The organism is Tardiphaga sp. GW822-FHT04G09 (genome assembly GCF_058800725.1).
The window spans coordinates 471639-492607 of record NZ_JBXAMO010000003.1; the positions used below are offsets into that span (position 1 = coordinate 471639).

21 protein-coding genes are annotated in these 20969 nt (G+C 62.5%); 15 read left to right on the top strand and 6 right to left on the bottom strand.

All coding sequences use genetic code 11. The annotated features are described in order from the left end of the window. The first annotated feature begins 100 nt into the window (after positions 1-100). The 3 genes from dksA (at position 101) to AC1RLZ_RS08875 (ending at position 1910) form a co-directional block, all read left to right on the top strand. Entirely contained in the window at positions 101-511 is a 411-nt protein-coding gene (dksA, locus tag AC1RLZ_RS08865) for an RNA polymerase-binding protein DksA (protein WP_068735634.1), read from the top strand. A gap of 202 nt (positions 512-713) precedes the next feature. Further along, complete coding sequence (locus tag AC1RLZ_RS08870; protein WP_158005716.1) at positions 714-977, top strand: hypothetical protein; 264 nt, start codon at positions 714-716, stop codon at positions 975-977. 144 nt (positions 978-1121) lie between these two features. Next, the gene (locus AC1RLZ_RS08875) at positions 1122-1910 is read left to right on the top strand and encodes a 2-keto-4-pentenoate hydratase (RefSeq protein ID WP_493188349.1); all 789 of its coding nucleotides are present in this window, start codon (positions 1122-1124) and stop codon (positions 1908-1910) included. Between the two features lie 134 nt (positions 1911-2044). On the opposite strand, the gene flgH is transcribed toward AC1RLZ_RS08875, so the two are convergent. Genes flgH through flgF form a run of 4 tightly spaced genes read right to left on the bottom strand, consistent with a single transcriptional unit; the run spans position 2045 to position 5528 of the window. Beyond that, positions 2045-2797: a flagellar basal body L-ring protein FlgH gene (flgH, locus tag AC1RLZ_RS08880; protein WP_068736258.1), complete on the bottom strand. Its 753-nt coding sequence runs from the start codon at positions 2795-2797 to the stop codon at positions 2045-2047. Between the two features lie 5 nt (positions 2798-2802). Beyond that, positions 2803-3951, bottom strand: coding sequence for a flagellar basal body P-ring formation chaperone FlgA (gene flgA, locus AC1RLZ_RS08885; RefSeq protein WP_371423814.1), 1149 nt, complete (start codon positions 3949-3951; stop codon positions 2803-2805). A gap of 11 nt (positions 3952-3962) precedes the next feature. After that, positions 3963-4751 (bottom strand): flagellar basal-body rod protein FlgG, encoded by a 789-nt coding sequence (gene flgG, locus AC1RLZ_RS08890; RefSeq protein WP_116662906.1) that lies wholly within the window; start codon positions 4749-4751, stop codon positions 3963-3965. A 12-nt stretch (positions 4752-4763) separates the two neighbouring features. After that, positions 4764-5528: a flagellar basal-body rod protein FlgF gene (gene flgF, locus AC1RLZ_RS08895; protein WP_493188350.1), complete on the bottom strand. Its 765-nt coding sequence runs from the start codon at positions 5526-5528 to the stop codon at positions 4764-4766. 362 nt (positions 5529-5890) lie between these two features. Between flgF and fliL the strand changes: the two genes are divergently transcribed. The 5 genes from fliL to AC1RLZ_RS08920 all read left to right on the top strand — a co-directional run bounded on the left by fliL (position 5891) and on the right by AC1RLZ_RS08920 (position 12576). Next, entirely contained in the window at positions 5891-6382 is a 492-nt protein-coding gene (gene fliL, locus AC1RLZ_RS08900; RefSeq protein WP_493188351.1) for a flagellar basal body-associated protein FliL, read from the top strand. 18 nt (positions 6383-6400) lie between these two features. Beyond that, positions 6401-7600, top strand: a complete 1200-nt coding sequence (gene fliM, locus AC1RLZ_RS08905) for a flagellar motor switch protein FliM (RefSeq protein ID WP_493188352.1) — start codon at positions 6401-6403, stop codon at positions 7598-7600. Beyond that, a complete protein-coding gene (locus tag AC1RLZ_RS08910; RefSeq protein ID WP_493188353.1) occupies positions 7597-8034 on the top strand; it encodes a DUF6468 domain-containing protein in 438 nt (145 codons plus the stop codon). Before fliM ends, AC1RLZ_RS08910 begins: the two co-directional genes overlap by 4 nt. Further along, the gene (locus AC1RLZ_RS08915) at positions 8031-8801 is read left to right on the top strand and encodes a MotE family protein (RefSeq protein WP_493188354.1); all 771 of its coding nucleotides are present in this window, start codon (positions 8031-8033) and stop codon (positions 8799-8801) included. The genes AC1RLZ_RS08910 and AC1RLZ_RS08915 overlap by 4 nt, the downstream gene beginning before the upstream one ends. A 244-nt stretch (positions 8802-9045) precedes the next feature. Continuing rightward, positions 9046-12576, top strand: a complete 3531-nt coding sequence (locus AC1RLZ_RS08920; protein ID WP_493188355.1) for a tetratricopeptide repeat protein — start codon at positions 9046-9048, stop codon at positions 12574-12576. A gap of 12 nt (positions 12577-12588) precedes the next feature. Here the strand turns inward: AC1RLZ_RS08920 and fliP are convergent, their stop codons facing one another. Then, positions 12589-13341 carry a flagellar type III secretion system pore protein FliP gene (fliP, locus tag AC1RLZ_RS08925; protein ID WP_371423821.1) on the bottom strand — a complete coding sequence of 251 codons (753 nt, stop codon included), beginning with the start codon at positions 13339-13341 and terminating at the stop codon, positions 12589-12591. Then, the gene (locus tag AC1RLZ_RS08930) at positions 13338-14414 is read right to left on the bottom strand and encodes a flagellar biosynthetic protein FliO (protein ID WP_493188356.1); all 1077 of its coding nucleotides are present in this window, start codon (positions 14412-14414) and stop codon (positions 13338-13340) included. Before AC1RLZ_RS08930 ends, fliP begins: the two co-directional genes overlap by 4 nt. Positions 14415-14789: 375 nt before the next feature. On the opposite strand from AC1RLZ_RS08930, the gene flgB reads away from it, so the two are divergent. From flgB to cckA, 7 genes are all read left to right on the top strand, one after another. Beyond that, on the top strand, positions 14790-15203 hold the full coding sequence (gene flgB, locus AC1RLZ_RS08935) for a flagellar basal body rod protein FlgB (RefSeq protein WP_493188357.1): 414 nt from the start codon (positions 14790-14792) through the stop codon (positions 15201-15203). A 31-nt stretch (positions 15204-15234) separates the two neighbouring features. Next, a complete protein-coding gene (gene flgC, locus AC1RLZ_RS08940) occupies positions 15235-15660 on the top strand; it encodes a flagellar basal body rod protein FlgC (RefSeq protein ID WP_089265171.1) in 426 nt (141 codons plus the stop codon). Positions 15661-15676: 16 nt separating this feature from the next. After that, positions 15677-15994 (top strand): flagellar hook-basal body complex protein FliE, encoded by a 318-nt coding sequence (fliE, locus tag AC1RLZ_RS08945; RefSeq protein ID WP_493188358.1) that lies wholly within the window; start codon positions 15677-15679, stop codon positions 15992-15994. Between the two features lie 42 nt (positions 15995-16036). Beyond that, a complete protein-coding gene (fliQ, locus tag AC1RLZ_RS08950) occupies positions 16037-16300 on the top strand; it encodes a flagellar biosynthesis protein FliQ (protein ID WP_092146438.1) in 264 nt (87 codons plus the stop codon). Positions 16301-16313: 13 nt separating this feature from the next. Continuing rightward, the gene (gene fliR, locus AC1RLZ_RS08955; protein WP_493188359.1) at positions 16314-17084 is read left to right on the top strand and encodes a flagellar biosynthetic protein FliR; all 771 of its coding nucleotides are present in this window, start codon (positions 16314-16316) and stop codon (positions 17082-17084) included. Positions 17085-17094: 10 nt separating this feature from the next. Further along, positions 17095-18168, top strand: coding sequence for a flagellar biosynthesis protein FlhB (gene flhB / locus AC1RLZ_RS08960; protein WP_493188360.1), 1074 nt, complete (start codon positions 17095-17097; stop codon positions 18166-18168). 172 nt (positions 18169-18340) lie between these two features. Continuing rightward, positions 18341-20914, top strand: a complete 2574-nt coding sequence (gene cckA / locus AC1RLZ_RS08965; protein ID WP_493188361.1) for a cell cycle histidine kinase CckA — start codon at positions 18341-18343, stop codon at positions 20912-20914. Positions 20915-20969: the final 55 nt, after the last annotated feature.

Consider the following 20969-nt stretch of genomic DNA (forward strand, 5'->3'; position numbering starts at 1 on the left):
CGGAGGTATCCGGACGTTATTGTCTGTCACATGGCGTAGCTATATAAGCTGCGGCGCGGCCGGTCATTTCCGGCGCCTTGCACGCATAGATGGATTGGCCTTGGACAAGTTGAAAAGCTATCGCCCCTCCGAAAAAGAGCCTTTCATGAACGACCGGCAGCGCGACTATTTCCGCGCGAAATTGCTGGCCTGGAAGGAAGAAATCCTCCGTGAATCGAAGCTCACCCTGCAGGCCCTGCAGGAGGAGAACGTCAATCACCCCGACCTCGCCGACCGGGCGTCGTCGGAAACCGACCGCGCTATCGAACTGCGGGCGCGCGACCGGCAGCGCAAGCTGATCTCCAAGATCGACGCCGCGCTGCTACGCATCGAGGACAACACCTACGGCTATTGCGAGGAGACCGGGGAGCCGATTTCGCTGAAGCGGCTTGAAGCCCGCCCGATCGCTACACTCTCCGTGGAAGCCCAGGAGCGCCACGAGAAGCGCGAAAAGGTCTATCGCGACGAATAGTCTTTCAGATGCCAAACGGCCGCCCATCGGGCGGCCGTTTTCATTTCGAAATTCCGAATTGTGCGCCATTGCGCAAGCAGTGCATTGCAACATGTTGCGATCACTGCACTGCAGCACGATGCCATTCCAAAACACGCGAATATGAACGTCATCATTCCCCAATAGGACGTAGGCTGGATCCAGAAAAAAGGGAGGATGAACTATGGCTGCGCCTGCCTCTTATGATCCCGATACGATCGCGTTGATGCGCAATGTACTCCAGAAGGTGGTCGCGAAGGTGCCTGAGCAGCACCGCACATCCTGCAATCAGGCTGCCATCGCGTCGCGCATCCTGGCGACTGCAGCGCAGGGCCGGCGTTCCGAAGATGTCCTGACTACGGAAGCTCTGGCCGAGGTGAAGGAAATCTTCACCGGGCCCGCGGGGATGCGTCGGCTTCATGAAGACCTGACCAAGGTCTTCGGTTGAGCTTCAAGATCTTGATGGGCGCCGCATAGATATCGTGTCGATATCATTCATCGACGTCGCGTCAGGTTGCAAAGCCTGATGGCGATCGGTACCCGTTCTGCCTGTGTCTCGGCATTAGCCGTCCGACAGGCGAAGGGACCTCCAATGGACAAAGCTCTGGCGATTGCGGAGATTCTTGCTTACGCACGCCGCAACCGCTCGCCGTTGTCGGTATTGCCGCCAGAAGCGGTCTTACGTGACGAAACCGAGGGGTATTGGGTACAGGACGCATTGCATGATTTGCTGGCGCCGGATTTCGGCACGCAGGTCGGTCACAAGATCGGCTGCACGAGCCCGGTGATGCAGCAATATCTCGGCATCCCGCATCCCTGCGCGGGCGGCCTATATATGAGCGGCGTGCATGCCACCGGAGCATCTCTCCGCTATGGCAACTATGTCCATGTCGGCGTCGAGTGCGAAATTGCAGTCCGCCTTGGACGTGACGCTGTGCCATCCGATGAACCGTTCACTGCGGAGACGATCGCATCCTCGATCGAGGCGTACTATCCCGCCATCGAGCTTGTCGATGATCGTTATGCAGACTGGCGCAGTATGGATGCGCCGACACTGATCGCGGATGATTTCTTTGCAGCAGGATGTGTTCTAGGTGCGCCTGTTACACGCGGCAAGGCGCCTGACCTTCTGTCGGTGATTGGCCGCGCTGTCATCAACGGCGTCGAAGTGGGGCGCGGCACTGGCGCCGATGTACTCGGCCATCCGCATCACGCACTGGCATGGTTGGCCAACCATCTCGCAGCCAGCGGCAAGGTGTTGCTGGCCGGAGAATTCGTCCTCACCGGCAGCCTCGTGCAGACGGCGTGGCTCAATGCCGGAGATCACGTCCGGATGGAATTGCTCGGCCTCGGCAGCGTCGAGGTGGATTTCAAAAGCTGACGTTCAGCGCTTCGCCTGGCCGCGTTTCGATTCTGCCCGGAACGACGACGGCCTTCCGTCAGGGGAGCTGACGGAAGGCCGCGCGTGAACATCTCATCGCGTGGGAGCACGATGAGATGTGGGAGTTCGTAACGTTAGAAGGGCAGCAACACGTCCATCACTTGCTGGCCGTAGCGCGGTTGCTGGACGTCCGAAATCTGCCCGCGGCCGCCATACGCGATGCGGGCCTGCGCGATCTTCGCGCTGTCGATGGTGTTGTCGCTCTGAATGTCTTCAGGACGCACGATACCTGCGACGATCAGTTCGCGGATTTCGTAGTTGACTCGGATTTCCTGCTTGCCCTCGACCACCAGATTGCCGTTCGGCAGCAATTGCGTGACGACAGCGGCGACGCTGGTCTGTAAGGCTTCCTGCCGTGCCACCGATCCCTTGCCGTCGCTCGACGACGATCCATCAGCCGTCAGCAGGCGACCGGGCAGGACCGAGGCGGCCGAACCTGTCAGCAGCTTGCTGCCCGCAAAGTCGGTGATGCCCGAGTTTTCCGTATTGGTACGGCTGCGCTGTGTCTCGTTGGCGATATTGGCCTTGTCGGTGAAGTTCACGGTGACCGTCAGAATGTCGCCGATCTGGCGCGCACGCTGATCCTTGAAAAACGCGCGCGATCCGCTGCGCCACAGGGAGTTGGCGTTGTAGGATGCGACCTCCGGCTTTGGCATTGGCATCTGCACCGGCTTGTAGCCGGGCTGTGTCGTCGGGTTTTCAATCGCTGTGAGCGCAGGCTTCTCGCCGATGGAGGCGAGGCGGTCGATCGATGAACAGCCGCTGGCAGCAAGGCCGACCGTAAGAAGCGCAGCGCCGGTGGCGAAGGGACGATGGAACTGGAACATCAACTTTACTCAGCTTTTCGAGAGACAGGCGCGTGGTCGTTGGCAGCGAGAGCGACGGGAGAGGTGGCAGCGGGAGAGCTGGCCAGGGGAGGTTTGGCCTGGGAGATTTTTTCGGACGGGAGAGACTCGCGGGAAGGTGTAGGAGCGGGAGCAGGTGTTTCGACTTGCGCGGGGAGACGCGGGGACGGAGCGGAGACGGCGACCTGGCCGCGACCAACCACGACGCCGGAGACGGTGCGCTTGGACTGCAGGTTGATCACGTTGACGACGTCGCCTTCGGTGCCGCCTTCGATGGCCTTGCCGCGCAGCGTGAGATAAAGCCCGGCAGTTTCGTAGATCAGCGTCACCGCCTGATCGCGGGTGACGAGGTCAGGCTTGGCGAGGTCGGCATTGCGGATTGCCTGACCGGCGCGCAATTGGCGGCGGCTCTGCATGCCCACGGCGCGGTCGCGCGTTACCCCATCGTTACCGACTTCGGCTTTCGGGCGACGCTCGATGACAACATCGGAAGATTTCAGCACTTCGTTGCGTTCGACGCCGCGGACCAGCACCGCCGCTTCCACGGTCTCGACAGCGCTGCCGGTGAAGCGCAGCTTGGTGGCAGACACGTTGGAGTCATTGCCGATCGCAAAGGTGACGTCGAAACGGCCGCTGCGCGCGTCGAACCGAACTGCGATGGGCTGCAACGCGCCGGTATTGCTGGCGTCGAGCTGCAGGCCCTGGACTTCGCGGTCGAAAGTGAGGCTGAGATTGGCGGCGGCACCAAGGCCGTGGCGGTTCTCCAGCGCCTGCGCGACCTGGTTCTCGATATCCTTGCTGTCGATGCTGCGCGACAGCCGCGTCACGGTGATGGACTTGAGTTCGCGCGTATCGACGCCGATCACCTGATGCTGCCGCAGCGCTGCAATCACCTGCGCGGTCGACAGCGTGCCGACGGTGCCGAGGTCGGGCGCCCGATAGATCGCGATCTGCGCGGTGGGGCCGGCATTGTCGATAACGTCGCCAATCCGCACCACGTCGCTGGACACCGTGACATTGGCGCGCAGCATCGGCGATGCGATGACCTCGTCGCGCTGTGCCTGGCCGAGCGCAGCGGTGGCCGCTGCAGCGAGCAGGGCGGTGGCGAGGAGAAGCGAGCGCATGGCTGATGTCATGATCATTCTCCTCAGCGGAACATGCCGGCGGTGGATTGCAGCATCTGATCCGCCGCGCTGATGACCTTGGCGTTCATCTCATAGGCGCGCTGTGCGGCGATCAGGTCCGAGATTTCAGTGACGACTTCGACATTGGCCATTTCGAGGTTGCGCTGCTGCATGTCGCCGAAGCCGTCGGCATTGGCGACGCCGTCCTGCGGCGGGCCGGAGGCCGGTGTTTCGGTGAACAGGTTGTCGCCGATCGAATTGAGGCCGGCCTTGTTGATGAAGCGGGTGAGGCTGATCTGGCCGAGCACGGTCGGGGTCGTTGAACCCGGCACGATCACCGAGACCTGGCCCTGCGCATTGATCGAGAGTTGCGACGACGCCTGGGGAATCGAGATCGTTGGCTGCAGCAGGTTGCCCTGCGCGTTGACGATGCGGCCCTGCTGGTCCGTGGAAAACGTACCGTCGCGGGTATAGGCGAAGGTGCCATCGGTGAGCTGGATCTTGAAGAAGCCTTCGCCGCGGACGGCGATATCGAGGTCGCCGCCGGTTGCCGACAGCGTGCCCTGGGTCATCATGCGCGGAGTACCGACGGTCTTCACGCCGCCGCCGATATCGACGCCGACCGGAATGACCGTGCCCTGATCCGATGCCTGCGCGCCGACGCGGCGGACGTGATCGTAGATGAGGTCCTGGAACGCCGCCCGCTGCTTCTTGAAGCCGGTCGTGCGCATGTTGGCGATATTGTTCGAGATGACCTGGACGTTAAGTTCCTGGGCCGCCATCCCGGTCGCTGCAGTGTAAAGAGCGCGCATGGGTCAGATTCCTTAAGCCGGAACGTCGGCAAGTTTTTCGATGGCGGTGCGCCGCGCGTCGCCCTGCGACTGCAGCATGTTGGACAGCTCGGTATAGGCGCGGGTGACGTCGATCATCCGGGTCATTTCGACAACCGAGTTGACGTTGGACTTTTCGATAAAGCCCTGATTGAGCTTCGACGTGGTGGACGGCTGCGGATTGGCGCCGGGACCGGCCGAGAACAGGTTGGAGCCTTCCTTCACCAGTTGCTGGGGCTGCGCGAAGTTGACCATGCGAATCTTGCCGCGCACGGAGTCGATGCGGTTGATGCCTTCGAGCACCGTGACCGTTCCGTCCTGCGAGATGTTGATGTCGTGGTCGGTCTGCTGGAATACGATCGGGCCGTTGGCACCGAGCACCGGTGCGCCCGCCGCTGTCACGAGCTGGCCCTGCGAATTGATCTGCAGGCCGCCGTCGCGGGTATAGCGCTCGCCGTTCGGGGTCTGCACCGCCAGGAAAGCGTTGCCGTCGATGGCGACATCCAGCGGATTCTTGGTCTGTTCGAGGGCGCCACCGGCGAAATCATGCATGGTGGCGCGGTCCTGTACGAAGGACACGCGGCGATCGCGGCCGACGAAATTGTCTTCGCGCGCGCCCGGGCTCAGATACTCCTCGAACATCGTCCGCTCGGCCTTGAAGCCCGAGGTGTTGATATTCGCAATGTTGTTCGCCACGACGTCCATCTGACGCTGGAGCGTCATCTGCCGCGACAGTCCGACGAGAAGCATATTCTCCATCGGTGGTTCTCCCCTAAGTTCCCGCGGTTCGCTCTCCCAAGCTCGCCGTGGATCCCGTAAACCGCACAGCTCTCCCAAGCCGCGGTTCGCAGACTTAGTAGCGAAAGTCGTGCCAAGCCAAAAAGGTGATATCTTTCAATTTGTTGGTAGTTTTTGAGGCGCGAAAACGGCCGGCAGAAAGGTCTTGTTGACCATATTTGCCGGCAGAATTTTCCTAGTTGAGCGTCAAAAGAAAGATTCCGTTAACCATTGCGACCTAGCGTCACGATCACACAGGGCCTTGGGCGCTGGCAGCATTTGTATCGCGTCTTTAAAGCCTGCTTTGCAGCATCGAGCTCATCCCAACCCCGGACGGGCAGGCGATGGCGGATACGGAAACTTCAGAAAACACCCCGGCCGGGGACGAGGCGGCAGCTCCCAAGAGCAAATTCAAGCTGATCGCAATCGTCGTAGGCGTGCTGGTGCTTGCAGCGGGCAGTGGCGGCTGGTTCTTCCTGAAGGGGCACCCCAAGGAAGAGAAGAAAGAGGCGGCGCCGGCTGCGAAGCCGCTCGCCTTCATCGATGTGCCGGAGATTCTGGTGAACCTTGCCGGTCAGCCCGGCGAGCGCGTGCAATATCTCAAGGCCAAGATCGTGCTCGAGGTCAAGGAAGCGCCGTTGGTGGCGCAGATCACGCCGTCGATGCCGCGCATCACCGACATGTTCCAGGTTTATCTCCGCGAACTCCGCACCACCGATCTGAACGGCTCCGTTGGCATGTTTCGGCTGAAGGAAGAGCTGACGCGGCGCGTCAATGCCGCGATCTCTCCTCATCACGTGAACGCTGTGCTGTTCAAGGAAATCCTCATTCAGTGAGGAATTGGATTTAGGCTGATGTCTACCGAACAGGTCGATCAGGACGCAATTGCCGCCGAATGGGAAGCTTCTCTGGATTCAGAGGATCCCGTTGAGGCGGCGAAAGCGGCTGCCGAAAACGAGCTCACCGGCACCATGGCGGAGCAATGGGCCGCCATGGTCGAGGACGGCGGCCGCGATATCGGCGGCGGCAAGAGCGGCGGCGAGCGCGTTCTCTCGCAGGAAGAAATCGACAACCTCCTCGGTTTCAGCGTCAACGAGGTCCATCTCGACGAGAATTCCGGCATTCGCGCCATCATCGATTCCTCGATGGTGTCGTATGAGCGTCTGCCGATGCTCGAAATCGTGTTCGACCGTCTGGTGCGGTTGATGACCACGAGCCTGCGCAATTTCACCTCCGACAACGTCGAGGTCTCGCTCGATCGCATCACGTCGGTGCGCTTCGGCGACTATATGAACTCGATTCCGCTGCCTGCCGTGCTGTGCGTGTTCAAGGCAGAGGAGTGGGAAAACTTCGGCCTGGCCACCGTCGATTCCAGCCTGATCTATTCGATGATCGACGTGTTGCTCGGCGGTCGTCGTGGTCAGGCCTCGCTGCGCATCGAGGGCCGTCCCTATACCACCATCGAAACCAATCTGGTGAAGCGCCTGATCGAAGTCGTGCTGGCCGATGCCGAGCAGGCGTTCCGGCCACTGTCGCCCGTGGCCTTCACCATCGACCGGCTTGAGACCAATCCGCGTTTCGCCGCCATCAGCCGTCCGGCCAACGCCGCCATCCTGGTGCGCCTGCATATCGATATGGAAGACCGCGGCGGCAATATCGAATTGCTGCTGCCCTATGCGACGATCGAACCGATCCGCGCCGTGCTCATGCAGATGTTCATGGGCGAAAAATTCGGCCGTGATCCGATCTGGGAAAGCCATCTCGCCACTGAAATTGCTCAGGCCGAGATCGCCGTCGACGCCGTGCTGTATGAGGCGGAGATCCCGTTGAAGCAGCTGATGCTTCTCAAGGTGGGCGATACGCTGCCGCTGGAGATGCGGGCGGATGCCCTTGTTGCCGTACGATGTGGATCTGTGACCTTGACTGAAGGTCGCATGGGCCGCGTCGGCGACCGCGTTGCCATTCGAGTCACGAAACAATTGCGCAAGCCTAACACGACCTTCGCCATGTTTGAGAAGGCCGATGAGCAAACCAAATTGATGGAGGCACAATGAGTCATTCATTAGGAATTGTGATCGAGGGCCTGGTTGCGGTGCTTCTGATGCTGACCATCGCCTATTGCATGTTGCTCAATAAACGCCTGAAGCGCCTCAAGGCGGACGAACAATCGCTGAAGGCGACGATCGGCGAGCTCATCACCGTGACCGAGATCGCCGAGCGTGCGATCGGCGGCCTCAAGCATACCGTGCGCGACGTCAATGAGAATCTCGGCAGCCAGATTTCGGCCGCAACCGCGCTGGCCGATCAACTGAAAGCCCAGCTCGCCGAGGGCGACGCTGTCGTGCGCCGGCTGTCGAAGATAGCGGTGGCGGCACGGCCGCTCACCGAAACCGACCCAGATGCACCGCGGGTGTCCGCGGCGCGGGCCAATGCCGCGGCAGCGCAGGCGTTCGCCGAGCGCAGGAGGCCTGACGGCATCGCTGCATGAAAGCTTTTCGGGACGTTCGTATTCTTCCTGTCGTGTTGGTGGCAGTTTTCGGGCTGGCGATTCTCAAGATCGCCGGCCTGGTGATCGATGGCGGCTACGTGTTCAACTACGATCCGCAGCCGCAGCCTGCGAAAGGATCGTGGGCGCAGGAGATGTTCAACTTCCCGGGCGGCAAGCCGGCAGACGGCGACATTACCGGCTCGGTGTCAGCCAAGAAGGAAGAGCCGAAGCCCGCGGTGGCAGCGCCTGCAGCGATCGAACCGACCAGCAACCCGCCTGTCGAACTGTCTCCTCAGGTCTCGCCCGCCGAACGCGCGATCCTCGAACGGCTGCAAGCGCGCCGTCAGGAGCTGGAAGCGCGTGCCCGCGAGATCGACATTCGCGAGAGCCTGCTGAAGGCCGCCGAGAAACGCATCGAAACCCGCGTCGATGAATTGAAGGGCGTCGAAGCCGGTATCAAGACGGCGAATGACCAGAAAAGTGAAGTCGACGCCGCCCGCTTCAAAGGCATCGTCACCATGTATGAAAGCATGAAGCCGAAGGACGCCGCGAAGATCTTCGACCGGCTGGAAATGCCGGTGCTGTTCGAGATCGCCTCGCAGATAGCGCCGCGAAAAATGTCGGACATTCTCGGTCTGATGCAGCCGGAGGCCGCTGAACGCCTCACCGTCGAACTGGCGCGCCGCGCATCGGGCGGCGAACGATCTGCCGCGGCGGTGGAATTGCCCAAGATCGAAGGCAGGCCGATCCAGCAGGGCCGGAATTAAAGAAATTAATTAACAAATCCTTAGAGCGCGGAATCTAGATTCGACACAGGGCGGACGACCGTCCTTCGAGCATCGGGCTGAGAGACACTTCTGAATGGCACGGACGGCTGCCGTTGCATGTTGGACGCAAGCTCGCGCATGGACGCGGGCCGTTCGGCGTTGTGCGGTCGTCGCGGGCATTGTCTGTCTTGCGCTGTCGTTCCCGGATGCCGCATCTGCGCAAGCGGTAAGGGGCACTGCCAGCATGGGTACGTCGGGCGGCTATGCCCGCATCGTACTGAAGCTCGCCGAGGACGTGGAGTCCGAGGTGACGCAGGCCGGCACCATTCTCGTCGTCCGCTTCAAGCGGCCGGTCGATATTCCCGTCGAGATTCTCGGCGACGCCGCTCCCGACTATATCGGCTCCGCACGCCGCGATCCCGATGGCACGGCAATCCGTCTCGCACTATCACGCAGGGTGACCGTCAATTCGATGACGGCGGGCGAGCGCATCTTCATCGATCTGTTGCCCGATACCTGGAAGGGCATGCCGCCCGGTTTGCCGCAGGATGTGGTCAAGGAATTGTCGGAGCGTGCGCGCGCGGCAGAGCGCGCCTTGCGCCAGCAACGCGCTGTCGCGGAAAGTCAGAAGAAGCCGCCGATCCGCGTGCGGGCATCCGTGCAGCCGACCTTCGTGCGCTTCGTGTTCGAGACCGGCGGCGTCGGCGTGTCGTCGGTATTGAACGAGAGGACGCTGACGTTGACCTTCAACGCCGGTCTGGTGTTCGATCTCGCCGATGCCAAACTGTCCGCCCCCGCCAATGTTGCGTCGATCGGTCAGGCGATGGACGGTAATCGGACCGCGGTCGAGATCAGCTTGATCGGCGACGTCGATGTGAAGTCGTTCCGCGAGGACAAGAGTTACGTCGTCGATATCGGCTTTCAGCAGAACGAGAAGCCGTCGCCGCTGGCCAAGCTGCCGGTGGCCGTTCCCGCGGACGAGAAGCCGCCGGTCGCGGCGAAGCCTCCCGAGGTCGAGAAACCCGCCAGCATTCCGGCACAGCGCTCTGGCGAGATCGTGCCGCCGACCTCCCAGATGATCGCGAAAGAGATCGTTCCGGAGAAGAAAGTCGAGGTTGCGGCGGCCGCGCCGGCAGCGCCCGTCGCAACAGCGAAGCCGGAAGAGTCAAAGCCCGAGGCGGCCAAGGTCGCTGAATCACCCAGGCCTGCGCCGGCAGCTGAGTCTGTCGTCGTAGTTCCTGCGAAAGAAACACCGCCGCCTTCGCCCGTCGTTGTGGCGGCCCCTGTTGCTGCACCCGTTGCTGCTATATCGGCTCAACCGGCGGGCATGCCGGTTGAGGTCAAGCGCAGCAGCGATGGCGTGCGCATGGCCTTTGCCTTTCCGTCGCCAACGCCAGTCGCCCTGTTCCGCCGCGGCGATATCCTGTGGCTGGTGGCAGATTCGACGCGGCCCATCGATACCGCGCCGATCCGCCGCGATAGCGGATCGATCATTGCCGATGTGAGCACGATCCCGCTGGAGAAGGGACAGGCGATCCGCATCCGCCTTAATCGCCCACAATTGGCCTCGCTCACGACCGACGACCCCGCCGGCGCGGGACAGGCCTGGTCGCTGATGCTGGCCGATACACGTCAGACGCCGTCGCTGCCGCTTTCTGCTGTGCGAAACATCGCCGATCCTTCGCGCGCCAGCGTGCAGGTGCCATTGGCCAAGCCCGGCATCAAGCATCGTTTGGTCGATCCGGATGCCGGCGATACGCTCAACATCATCACCGCGTTGCCGCCATCGCGCGGGTTCATCCGCCGGCAGGACTTCGTCGAATTCTCGTTGCTGGAATCGATCCACGGCGTTGTGGTTCAGGTGAACTCCGACGACGTGTCGGTTGAGGCCAATATCGACAAGGTGATCCTTACAAAGCCTGGTGGCCTGACGCTGTCCGCCGCCGACGCAGCGCCGCAACGCGCCTCGACGGTCGCCCGGCCGATCTTCGATGTCGGCCAGTGGCGCAAGGATCAGGAAGGCCCATTCAACGCACGCTTCGACGAGTTGATCAACGCGATGACCTCAGCCGAGGCCAGTTCGCTGCTGCAGGCGCGGATGGATCTGGCCAAGTTCTACATGGCGCGCGGCATGTATCACGAGGCCAAGGGCGTCGCCGATCTCGCTATCTCGGACACCAAGGTCGGCGAGGAAAGCCCGGTTGCGTTGGTCGTTCATGCGGTCGCGAGTGCGATGATGGGGCGTCCCGAACAGACCTTGAAGGATATCGCCAATCCGGTGCTCGGGCCGGGTTACGATGGTGAATTGTGGAAGGCGCTCGCTTACGCCAAACAGGAAAAATGGGTCGAGGCGCGGGAGCGTTTCAAGAATGCCGAGTTCATGCTCGCCGCGCTCCCGGCCGATCTGCAACGTGCGGCCTTGATGCTGGCGCTGCGCGCCTCGCTTGAAGTGAAGGACTATGCCGGCGCGTCGTCGCGCGGCAGCGAACTTGAAGTGGTGGGGGTCACGCCGGAGATCAAGCCGGCGGCCATGCTGCTCAGCGGCTGGCTCGACGAGGCGCTCGGCCGGGAGAAGGATGCGCTGTCGAAGTATCAGGACGTCACCGGTTCGGTGGATCGTCAGTCCGCAGCGGAAGCCAAGCTGCGCGAAGTCAATTTGCGCCAGAAGCGCAACGAGATCAGTGGCGAGGATGCGCTGCATGATCTCGAAGTGCTGGCAGTGACCTGGCGGGGCGATGGCACGGAAGTGCAGGTGCTGCAGATCCTGTCGCGCATGTATGCCGAACTCGGCCGCTACAATGACTCGCTGCTGGCCGCCCGCACGGCCACCGAACGCCAGGCCAACAGCGAAGCTGCGCGCCAGGTGCAGGACGAGGCGCAGGCGCTGTTCTCGCAGATTTATCTGTCGCCAAAGGGCGACAGCCTGCCCCCCGTCGATGCGCTGGCGATGTTCTACGAGTTTCGCGAGCTGACCCCGATCGGCCGCCGCGGCGACGAGATGATCCGTCGTCTTGCGGATCGTCTCGTGGCCGTCGATCTGCTCGATCAGGCGGCTGAACTTCTGCAATACCAGGTTGATCACCGTCTCGAAGGGGCAGCGCGCTCGCAGGTCGCTGCACGTTTGTCGATGGTCTATCTGATGGCCCGCAAGCCTGATCGCGCCATCGCTGCGCTACGCACCACACGGATCGCCGATCTCAATGGCGAACTGCGCCAGCAGCGGCTGCTGCTCGAAGCGCGTGCACAAAGCGATATCGGCCGTCGTGAGCTGGCGCTGGACATCATCTCTCATGTGAGCGGGCGCGAAGCGATCCGGCTCCGCTCGGATATCTACTGGTCGTCGCGGCGTTGGCGCGAAGCCTCCGAACAGATCGAACTCTATTACGGCGACCGCTGGCGGGATTTCTCGCCGCTGACGCCAAGCGAAAAGAGCGACATCATCCGTGCTGTCGTGGGTTATGCGCTGGCGGAAGACGCCCTCGGTCTCGCGCGCTTCCGCGAAAAATATGCGCCGCTGATGAATGTCGGTGCCGACAAGATCGCCTTCGATACCGCGAGCAAGCCGACTTCGACCAACTCATCGGAATTCGCGGCCATCGCCAAGATGGCCGCCTCCGTCGATACGCTCGACGGCTTCCTGCGCGAGATGAAGACGCGCTTCCCGGAAAGCAGCGCCAAGGCGATCCTGCCAGGTGCCAGCGCCGATCCGATGCCGACCGGCTCGCTGAAGCCGCAGCCGGTGGTCAATGTCCGCAAGATCGAGATGACGCGGTAGGCGAGAACTTCGCTACTGCCCGTAACTTTGCACCAGACTGCCGGCGACCAGCGACCAGCCATCCACCAGCACGAAGAAGATCAGCTTGAACGGCAGTGACACCACCGCTGGTGGCAGCATCATCATGCCCATCGCCATCAAGACCGAGGCGACAACGAGGTCGATGATGAGGAATGGCAGGAACAGCAGGAATCCGATCTCGAAAGCGCGCTTCAACTCCGAGATCATGAAGGCCGGCACGAGGATCCGCAGCGACATGTCCTCGGGTGTCGCGGGGACCGGTTCGCCCGACAGATCCATGAACAGTTTGAGGTCCTTCTCGCGCACGTTCTTCTGCATGAAGCCGCGGAGCGGAATGGATGCGCGCACCAGGGCCTGTTCGACGGTGATGTCGTTGGAGATCAGCGGCTTGATACCGTCGTCATAGGAACGTTGCAGCACCGGCCCCATCACGAAAGCCGTGAGGAACATCGCCAGCGCGATGATCACCGAGTTCGGCGGAGCGGTCGCTGTACCCAAAGCGGTTCGCAGCAGCGACAGCACGACCACGATGCGTGTGAACGATGTCATCATGATCAGGATCGACGGTGCGATCGACAGCACCGTCAACAACGCGATCATCTGCACGGCACGCTCGGTGACGCCGCCGCCACCGCCGCCGAGATTGATGCTGATGTCCTGCGCCATCGCGGGACCCGTGAGGGTCCCGGCGGCGATCAGAACTGAAAGGAAAAATACTCTACGCGGGAGGTTCGTCGAACTCACGAACTGGACTTCGGCCGTCCCAGCAGGGAGGCCATCTCGTCTTCGAGATTCTCAAAACCCGATTTGACCGGCGGGGCAACTGGCGGCGCCTCTGCACGGGCAGGGCTCGCGATCGAGACGTCCGGCGACCGCGAGGCTGGACGGATCGAGGGTGCCTCAGGCGCCACTGACGGAGCGCCGATACGAGGCTCCGGAGCCTCCGGACGGGCCTCGCCCGAAGGGCGGCGCAAGGCTGCTTCGAGGCGCTGCGCCATGTCGGCGAGATTCTGATCGGCCGACGACACGGCGGCTGCCGGAGCGGTCGCGGGTGGTGCGACGACGGGGGCGGGTGCCGGGGCGGCGACAACCGGAGCAGGCGGTGTCGGTGTGGCAACAGCACGGTCCGGTGTGCGGGGGGGCGGCATGGTGCGGATCGGCGGATCTGCACGCATCGGGCGCGGCATCATTGGCTCGCTACGCGGCGTCTCGCTACGCGGTATCTCGGCACGTGGCATTTCACTTCGCGGAACCGGCCGCTGCGGAAAAAGGTCGCTGCGTGGCGCGGGTTCGGGGCGCGGTGCAGGTTGCGGCGTGAGGCTGGCGACCGGATCGGGACGACGCTCCGGCAAAGGCGCAACGGGACGGCGCGGCTCTTCGATAAAGGAGGGGCGCGCAGGACGCGGCGCCGGCTCCGGCACATGCGGTTCGGAATCAAAGCCGGAGTCGTTGCTCTCCGCCCAGCTCGGGGCGTCAGGCAACGACGGGCCACGGCTTGCCACATCGGCGGCGAGGCCACCGCGCTGCGGCGCCTGCTCGCGGCCGGGCATGGCGCGGACGATATTGGGCTCGACGACGATGTCCGACGGGCCACCGATCATGAGCAGGTGTTCGACATTGTCGCGGCGGACAAGCACCAGGCGGCGGCGGCCGTCCACGGCGGCGGCGTCGATCACCGCGAGCCGCGGCAAGCGCCCGCGGCTGGCGTTGTTGCCCAGCCGGTTGCCGCCGAATCGGCGCACCAGCCAGGCGGTAAGCCCGATCAGCGCCAGCACGACGACGAAGGCCAAGATAAATTGCACCGATGATTGCATCATAAAGTCCCCAGCCAGACAGGGTGGCTGCAACGTCCACGTCCAGAGCTGCAGGTGTAATAACCCTGCACGCGCCGCACGCAGCGTGAATCACGCCCCATCTGTTAACGCCCCACGGCAGAACCTGCCGTTGGTTAATAATAAACTATGAATCGCTGCAGCCAAAACGACTTCTGCCGCCCCGTCGCATGGCTGATGGGGATGGTTAATCGGCCAATTCGGGCGAAAAAGCGTTGGCATTTGCGAAAAACGCCGATTTTGCAGCATTCATTTACGATTCGGTAACAGGTGCCACCGGAAATTAACTTCGTATTAACCATGCAGGCGGCAAATTCTGCCTAGCTCAGGACGCTCCGTCCGGGCGGGCGGAGAAGGCCGATGGCGATCAGCGACATGCCGATGTTGTCGGCGCTGCGCACCAAAATGCAGTGGCATCAGGAACGCCAGCGCGTGCTGGCCGAAAACATCTCCAATTCGGACACTCCGAATTTCCGCCCCCGCGATCTCGTGGAACCGAAATTCGACAAGGCCGGGAACACGTCCGTCACTGCCGGCGGCATGGGGTCGCTGCCGATGATGCGGGCGTCCGGCACCAATATCCTGCCGACCGGGGGCTCGGCCTCCTTCAACCAGAACGGCCGGGTCGGCTACGAGACCCGCCCCGCCGGCAACGCCGTGAATCTGGAAGACGAGATGCTCAAGGTCTCGGCCAACCAGATGGACTATGCCGCTGCGACCTCGCTCTACACCCGCAGCCTCGGTCTGTTGAAGACCGCTATTGGCAAGCGCTGACGCCGCGGCGCGCATTTAAAGGGAGCTCATCATGGCAGACGATATCAGCGACTTCTCGCGCTCCATGGGCATCGCGACCTCCGGTCTGCGCGCCCAGGCGGGCCGCATGCGGGTGATTTCGGAAAACATCGCCAACGCGCAGTCTACAGCGCAGACTTCGGGCGGCGATCCCTATCGTCGCAAGGTGCCGACTTTCAAATCCGAACTCGACCGCTCGCTGGATGCCCGCATCGTCGGCCTCGGCCGCATCAGGCCGGATCAATCTGCGTTTCCTACGCGCTACGAGCCCGGCAATCCCGCGGCAGATGCTGCCGGCAACGTCAAATACCCCAACGTGAACTCGCTGGTGGAAATGACGGACATGAAGGAAGCCCAGCGCTCCTACGAAGCCAATCTCAACATCATCAGCGCCACGCGTCGGATGATCCAACGCACGCTCGACATCCTCAAGGCCTGAACAGGACAGCTGAACCATGGCAACTCCCTCTGTCGCCGCCAATGCTTACTCGGCTCTCTCGCGCATCATGGACGCCGGCGGTGGCGGTCTCAACAAGGCGGCGGATGCTGGTGGCGGTCAGTCGTTCGGCGCGGTCCTCAAGGACGCGCTCGGCAGCGTGCTCGATTCCGGCCGCAAGTCGGATGCGCAGACCATCGCAATGGCCAATGGCAAGGCCAATGTGATGGACGTGGTCACGGCCGTTGCGGAAACCGACGTCGCCGTGTCGACGCTGGTCTCGGTGCGTGATCGCGTCATCCAGTCCTACGAAGACATCATGAAGATGCCGATCTGATCCTCCTCGCCACGAACAACGCGTAACACAAGGACTACTGCAATGACCGGCCCCGAAACTCTCGACGTTGCCCGCGATGCGATCTGGACGATTGTGATCGTGTCCGGTCCGCTGATGGTTGTGGGCCTCCTGGTCGGTGTCGTGGTATCGCTGGTGCAGGCGCTGACCCAGATCCAGGAACAGTCGCTGGTCTTCGTGCCGAAGATTCTCGCGGTCTTTGCCACCATGATGCTCGCGTTACCATTCATGGGGGACGCATTGTCGAGCTATATGCTTCGGATATCGTCGCGAATCATCGGGGGGTGATGCACAATCCCGTATGCGCATCGATGTCTCGCTTCTGCCCGCTCTCGCCGCTGCCTTCATGCTGGCCTTCGCCCGCATCGGCACGATGGTGATGTTGATGCCGGGGTTCGGCGAGAGCAACATTCCCGCGCGGGCCAAGCTCTCGATCGCGTTGGGGTTGACCCTCCTCATGCTGCCGGCGCATCGCGGTGCCTACAACGTCGATATGGGATCGATCGTGCCGATGCTGGTGCTGATGGTGCATGAGATCATCATCGGCGTCGTGCTCGGCGCCACCGCGCGCGTCACGCTGTCGGCGTTGCAGGTCGCCGGATCGATCATCGCGCAGCAACTCGGTCTCGGCTTCGTCACCTCCGTGGATCCGACCCAGGGTCAGCAGGGCGTGCTGATCGGCAATTTTCTCACGATGCTCGGCATTACGCTGCTGTTCGCCACTGACACGCATCACCTCGTGATCGCCGCCATCAATGACAGCTACAAGATCTTTGCGCCGGGCGAATTCATGTCGTCGGGCGATGTGGCCAAGCTCGCGACCAATGCATTCGCGGCGGCGTTCAAGATCGGCATGCAGCTTGCTGCGCCTTTCCTGGTGTTCGGCCTCGTCTTCAATATGGGGCTTGGCGTGCTGGCACGGCTGATGCCGCAGATGCAGGTCTACTTCGTCGGCGTGCCGCTTTCGATCATGATCGGCTTCCTGATCTTCGCCGTGGTGCTCACCACCATGATGGGCACCTATCTCGAATACGTCACCGGCGTCATGCAGCAGATGATGTCGCGGATATAGGGGCGCGCGGATGGCCGACGACGACTCAGAAAAGACACATGACCCCACGCAAAAAAAGCTCGACGACGCACACGAACGCGGCGACGTAGCCAAAAGCCAGGAGGTCAACACCTGGTTCCTGCTGGCTGGCGCCACGCTGGTATTGTCGACCTTCAACGGCTCGGTCGGCGGCGGGCTGCAAGCGCCGCTTAAAAACCTTCTGCAAAATTCCTGGATGATACGGACCGACGGGCCCGGACTATTGCTGCTGGCCAAGAGTCTCTGCGTGTCCATCCTGTCCACCATGGGCATGCCGATCCTGTTTCTTGTGCTCGCGGCGCTCGCCGGCAACCTCATCCAGCACCGGCTGGTGTTCTCCACCGAAGGGCTGGTGCCGAAGTTCAGCAAGCTGTCGCCGATGGAAGGCGCCAAGCGCGTCTTCGGCAAGCAGGCGCTGGCCAATTTCCTGAAGGGCCTGTTCAAGCTCGTCCTGCTCGGCGCCGTGATGTGCGCGGTGCTGTGGCCGGAGCGGTTTCGTCTCGATGCGCTGGTTCATATCGATCCGTCGGCGATCCTCGGCATCACGACATCGCTGACACTGCAGCTGATGGCCTCGGTGGTGGCGATGCTCGCTTTCGTCGCAATCGCCGACTTCTTCTTCCAGTACCGCACCTGGTACGAGAAGCTGAAGATGTCGCTGCAGGAAGTGAAGGAAGAATACAAGCAGTCCGAGGGCGACCCCCACATCAAGGGCAAGATCAAGCAGCTGCGTCAGCAGAACATGAAGAAGCGCATGATGGCAGCGGTGCCGAAGGCCTCCGTGATCATCACCAACCCGACGCACTACGCCGTGGCGCTGTCCTATGAGCGCGGCATGACCGCGCCGATCTGCGTCGCCAAAGGCGTCGACAACATCGCGCTGAAGATCAGGGAAGTCGCAGGCAAGCACGATATTCCGATCGTCGAAAACGTGCCGCTGGCGCGTGCGCTTTACGCCACCGTCGAGATCGATGAGGAAATTCCGGGCGAACACTACCATGCGGTGGCCGAAGTCATCGGCTACGTCATGGGCCTGAAGCGCGGCCTGTCCGGACGCCCGTCATGATTCGGGAAAGCGCCTGGCAAAGGGCCGGGCAGGGGGCCGGGAACGTGTTGCGAATCGGCGGATTGGAAGCGAATAGGCCGACGCAGCGCTTGCGCAAGGCCGGCCGATTGATGCACTCAGGAGGCGCGCAAACCCGCGCTGCCGCAACTGCCAACAGGCGACGAACCGTCCGATGACCGCCGAGACCGACCACGATCGCCCATCGATGACGGCGCAGAATCCGGTTCTGCACGAGCCGGCCCGGCGCAGCGGCAGCATCGTGCTGGTGCTGCTGATCGCCGCAGCGATCATCGCCTGCGCGGTGGCATTCATGACTCTCGGCCGCGCCCAGGCGCAGCCTTATATCCTTGGCCTGCTGGCGCTGCTGGCGATGGTCGGCCTGTTCGTGTTGTTTGCCTTTGCCGCCGGTATCATCCGCTTTGCCGATCGCACCTCCGACGATCCGATCATGCGTGCAGTGGCGGATCACGCCTTCGACGGTATCGCCGTCACCGATGCGCGGGGCCATGTGGTCTATGCGAATGCGGCCTATCTCTCATTGACCGGCGCGGCCTCCGCGCAGGACGCGCGTCCGGTCGAGCGGGTCTTCATCGGTAATCCCGACGTCTCCGAAGCCGTATTCCGGCTGCTCAAGGCTGCGCGCGAGGGCAAGCGCCAGCAGGAGGAGGTCCGTGTTGCTGCTGCTGACGGCAGCCATGGCCGCTGGCTGCGCATGCGCGTGCGTCCATTGGGCGAAGGCAAGCGCGAAGCCAAATCCACGGTGTGGTCGGTGGCCGATATTTCGCGCGATCGGCAACGTCAGGAAGACGTATTCCAGGAATTGCAGCACGCCATCGAATATCTCGATCATGCGCCCTGCGGTTTCTTCTCGGTCAATCCAAAGGGCGAGCTGGTCTACGTCAACGCCACATTGGCGAACTGGCTCGATCATGATCTCGCCGAGATCGGCTCCGGCGGGCTGAAGCTCACAGACATCGTTTCCGGGGACGGTGCGTCATTGCTGACGTCCATCGTGCCGATGCCCGGCGAGGTCAAAACCGAAGTCTTCGATATCGACCTGCGGATGCGCAACGGCAAGACCATGCCGGTGCGGCTCTATCACAAGCTCGCTTTCGGCGCCGATGGTGTGCCCGGTGCGTCGCGCACCCTTGTCATCAGCCGCGCCCGCGACGAGCGCTCCGATCCGCAGCGCGCCGCCGAAGTGCGCTTCATGCGCTTCTTCGACCACACGCCGATGGCGATTGCGACGGTGGACCGCGATGGCCGCGTGGTGCGCGGCAATGCCCGCTTCGCCAAGCTGGCGCAGAGCCTCAACACGTCCGGCGCGGTGAACAAGTCGATCCTCGCGGCCGTCAGCGATCGCGACCGCAATCAGCTGGTCGCCGCCATCGGCCATGCCGCCCAGGGGCAGGGCGATATCCCGCCGGTAGAAGCGCTGCTGGAAGGCGCCAAGGAACGCTGGGGACAGTTCTTCGTCACCGCTGTGGAGGAGAACGAGCGCGAGACCGAAGCCGCTATCGTCTACATGCTGGAGACCACCGAGCGCCGCACGCTCGAAAACCAGGTCAACCAGGCGCAGAAGATGGATACCATCGGCCAATTGGCCGGCGGCATCGCGCATGACTTCAACAACGTGCTCTCCGCCATCATGATGGCCAATGACTTCCTGCTGAACGCGCACAAGCCGACCGACCCATCGTTCCAGGACATCATGCAGATCAAGCAGAACGCGACGCGCGCGGCGACGCTGGTGCGCCAGTTGCTCGCGTTCTCGCGTCGGCAGACGCTGCGCCCGACTGTGCTCAATCTCGGCGATGCGCTCTCGGATATCGATCTGCTGTTGAAGCGCCTGATCGGTGAGAAGGTCAAACTCGAAGTGGTGCATGGCCGCGATCTGTGGCCTGTGAAGGTCGACATCTCGCAATTCGAGCAGGTGATCGTGAATCTCGCAGTCAATGCGCGCGACGCGATGCCGGATGGCGGCGCGCTGACCGTGCGCACCGTCAATGTCTCGGCCGAAGAAGCCGGGCGACTGTCCTACAAGGGCATGCCGCCATCGGACTATGTGCGTATCGATGTCAGCGATACCGGCACCGGCATTCCCGCCGATATCGTCGAGAAGATCTTTGAGCCGTTCTTCTCCACCAAGGATGTCGGCAAGGGCACCGGCCTTGGCCTCTCCACGGTCTATGGCATCGTCAAGCAGACCGGCGGTTTCGTCTATGTCGATTCCGAGCCGGGCAAAGGCACCACGTTCCGGATCTTCCTGCCGCGCCATCATCAGGAAAAGGAAGTTGCTCCCGATCCGGCGATCGCAGCCGCCGTTGCTGCCAAGGAAGCCGCTGCCGACGCCAAGCCGCGTGCGGATCTGACCGGCCAGGGTACGATCCTGCTGGTCGAGGACGAGGAAGGCCTGCGCGCGCTGAACGCCCGTGGTCTCCGCTCGCGCGGTTACACGGTGGTGGAAGCCGGCAACGGCGTCGAGGCGATGGAGCTGTTCGACGAGCATAACGGCGCCATCGATCTCGTGGTCTCCGACGTGGTCATGCCGGAGATGGACGGGCCGACGCTGCTCAAGGAGATGCGTGCACGCAATGCGGATATCCGCATCATCTTCGTGTCAGGCTATGCCGAAGAAGCTTTCGAAAAGAGCCTGCCGGAAAACCAGCAATTCGCCTTCCTGGCCAAGCCGTTCGCGCTCAGTGCGCTGATCGCCAAGGTCAAGGAGACCATGGCGCCGCCGTGAACCGCCATTGGGTGAAAGTGTCGGATGGGTAGAGCGAAGGCGCGCAAGCGCCGAC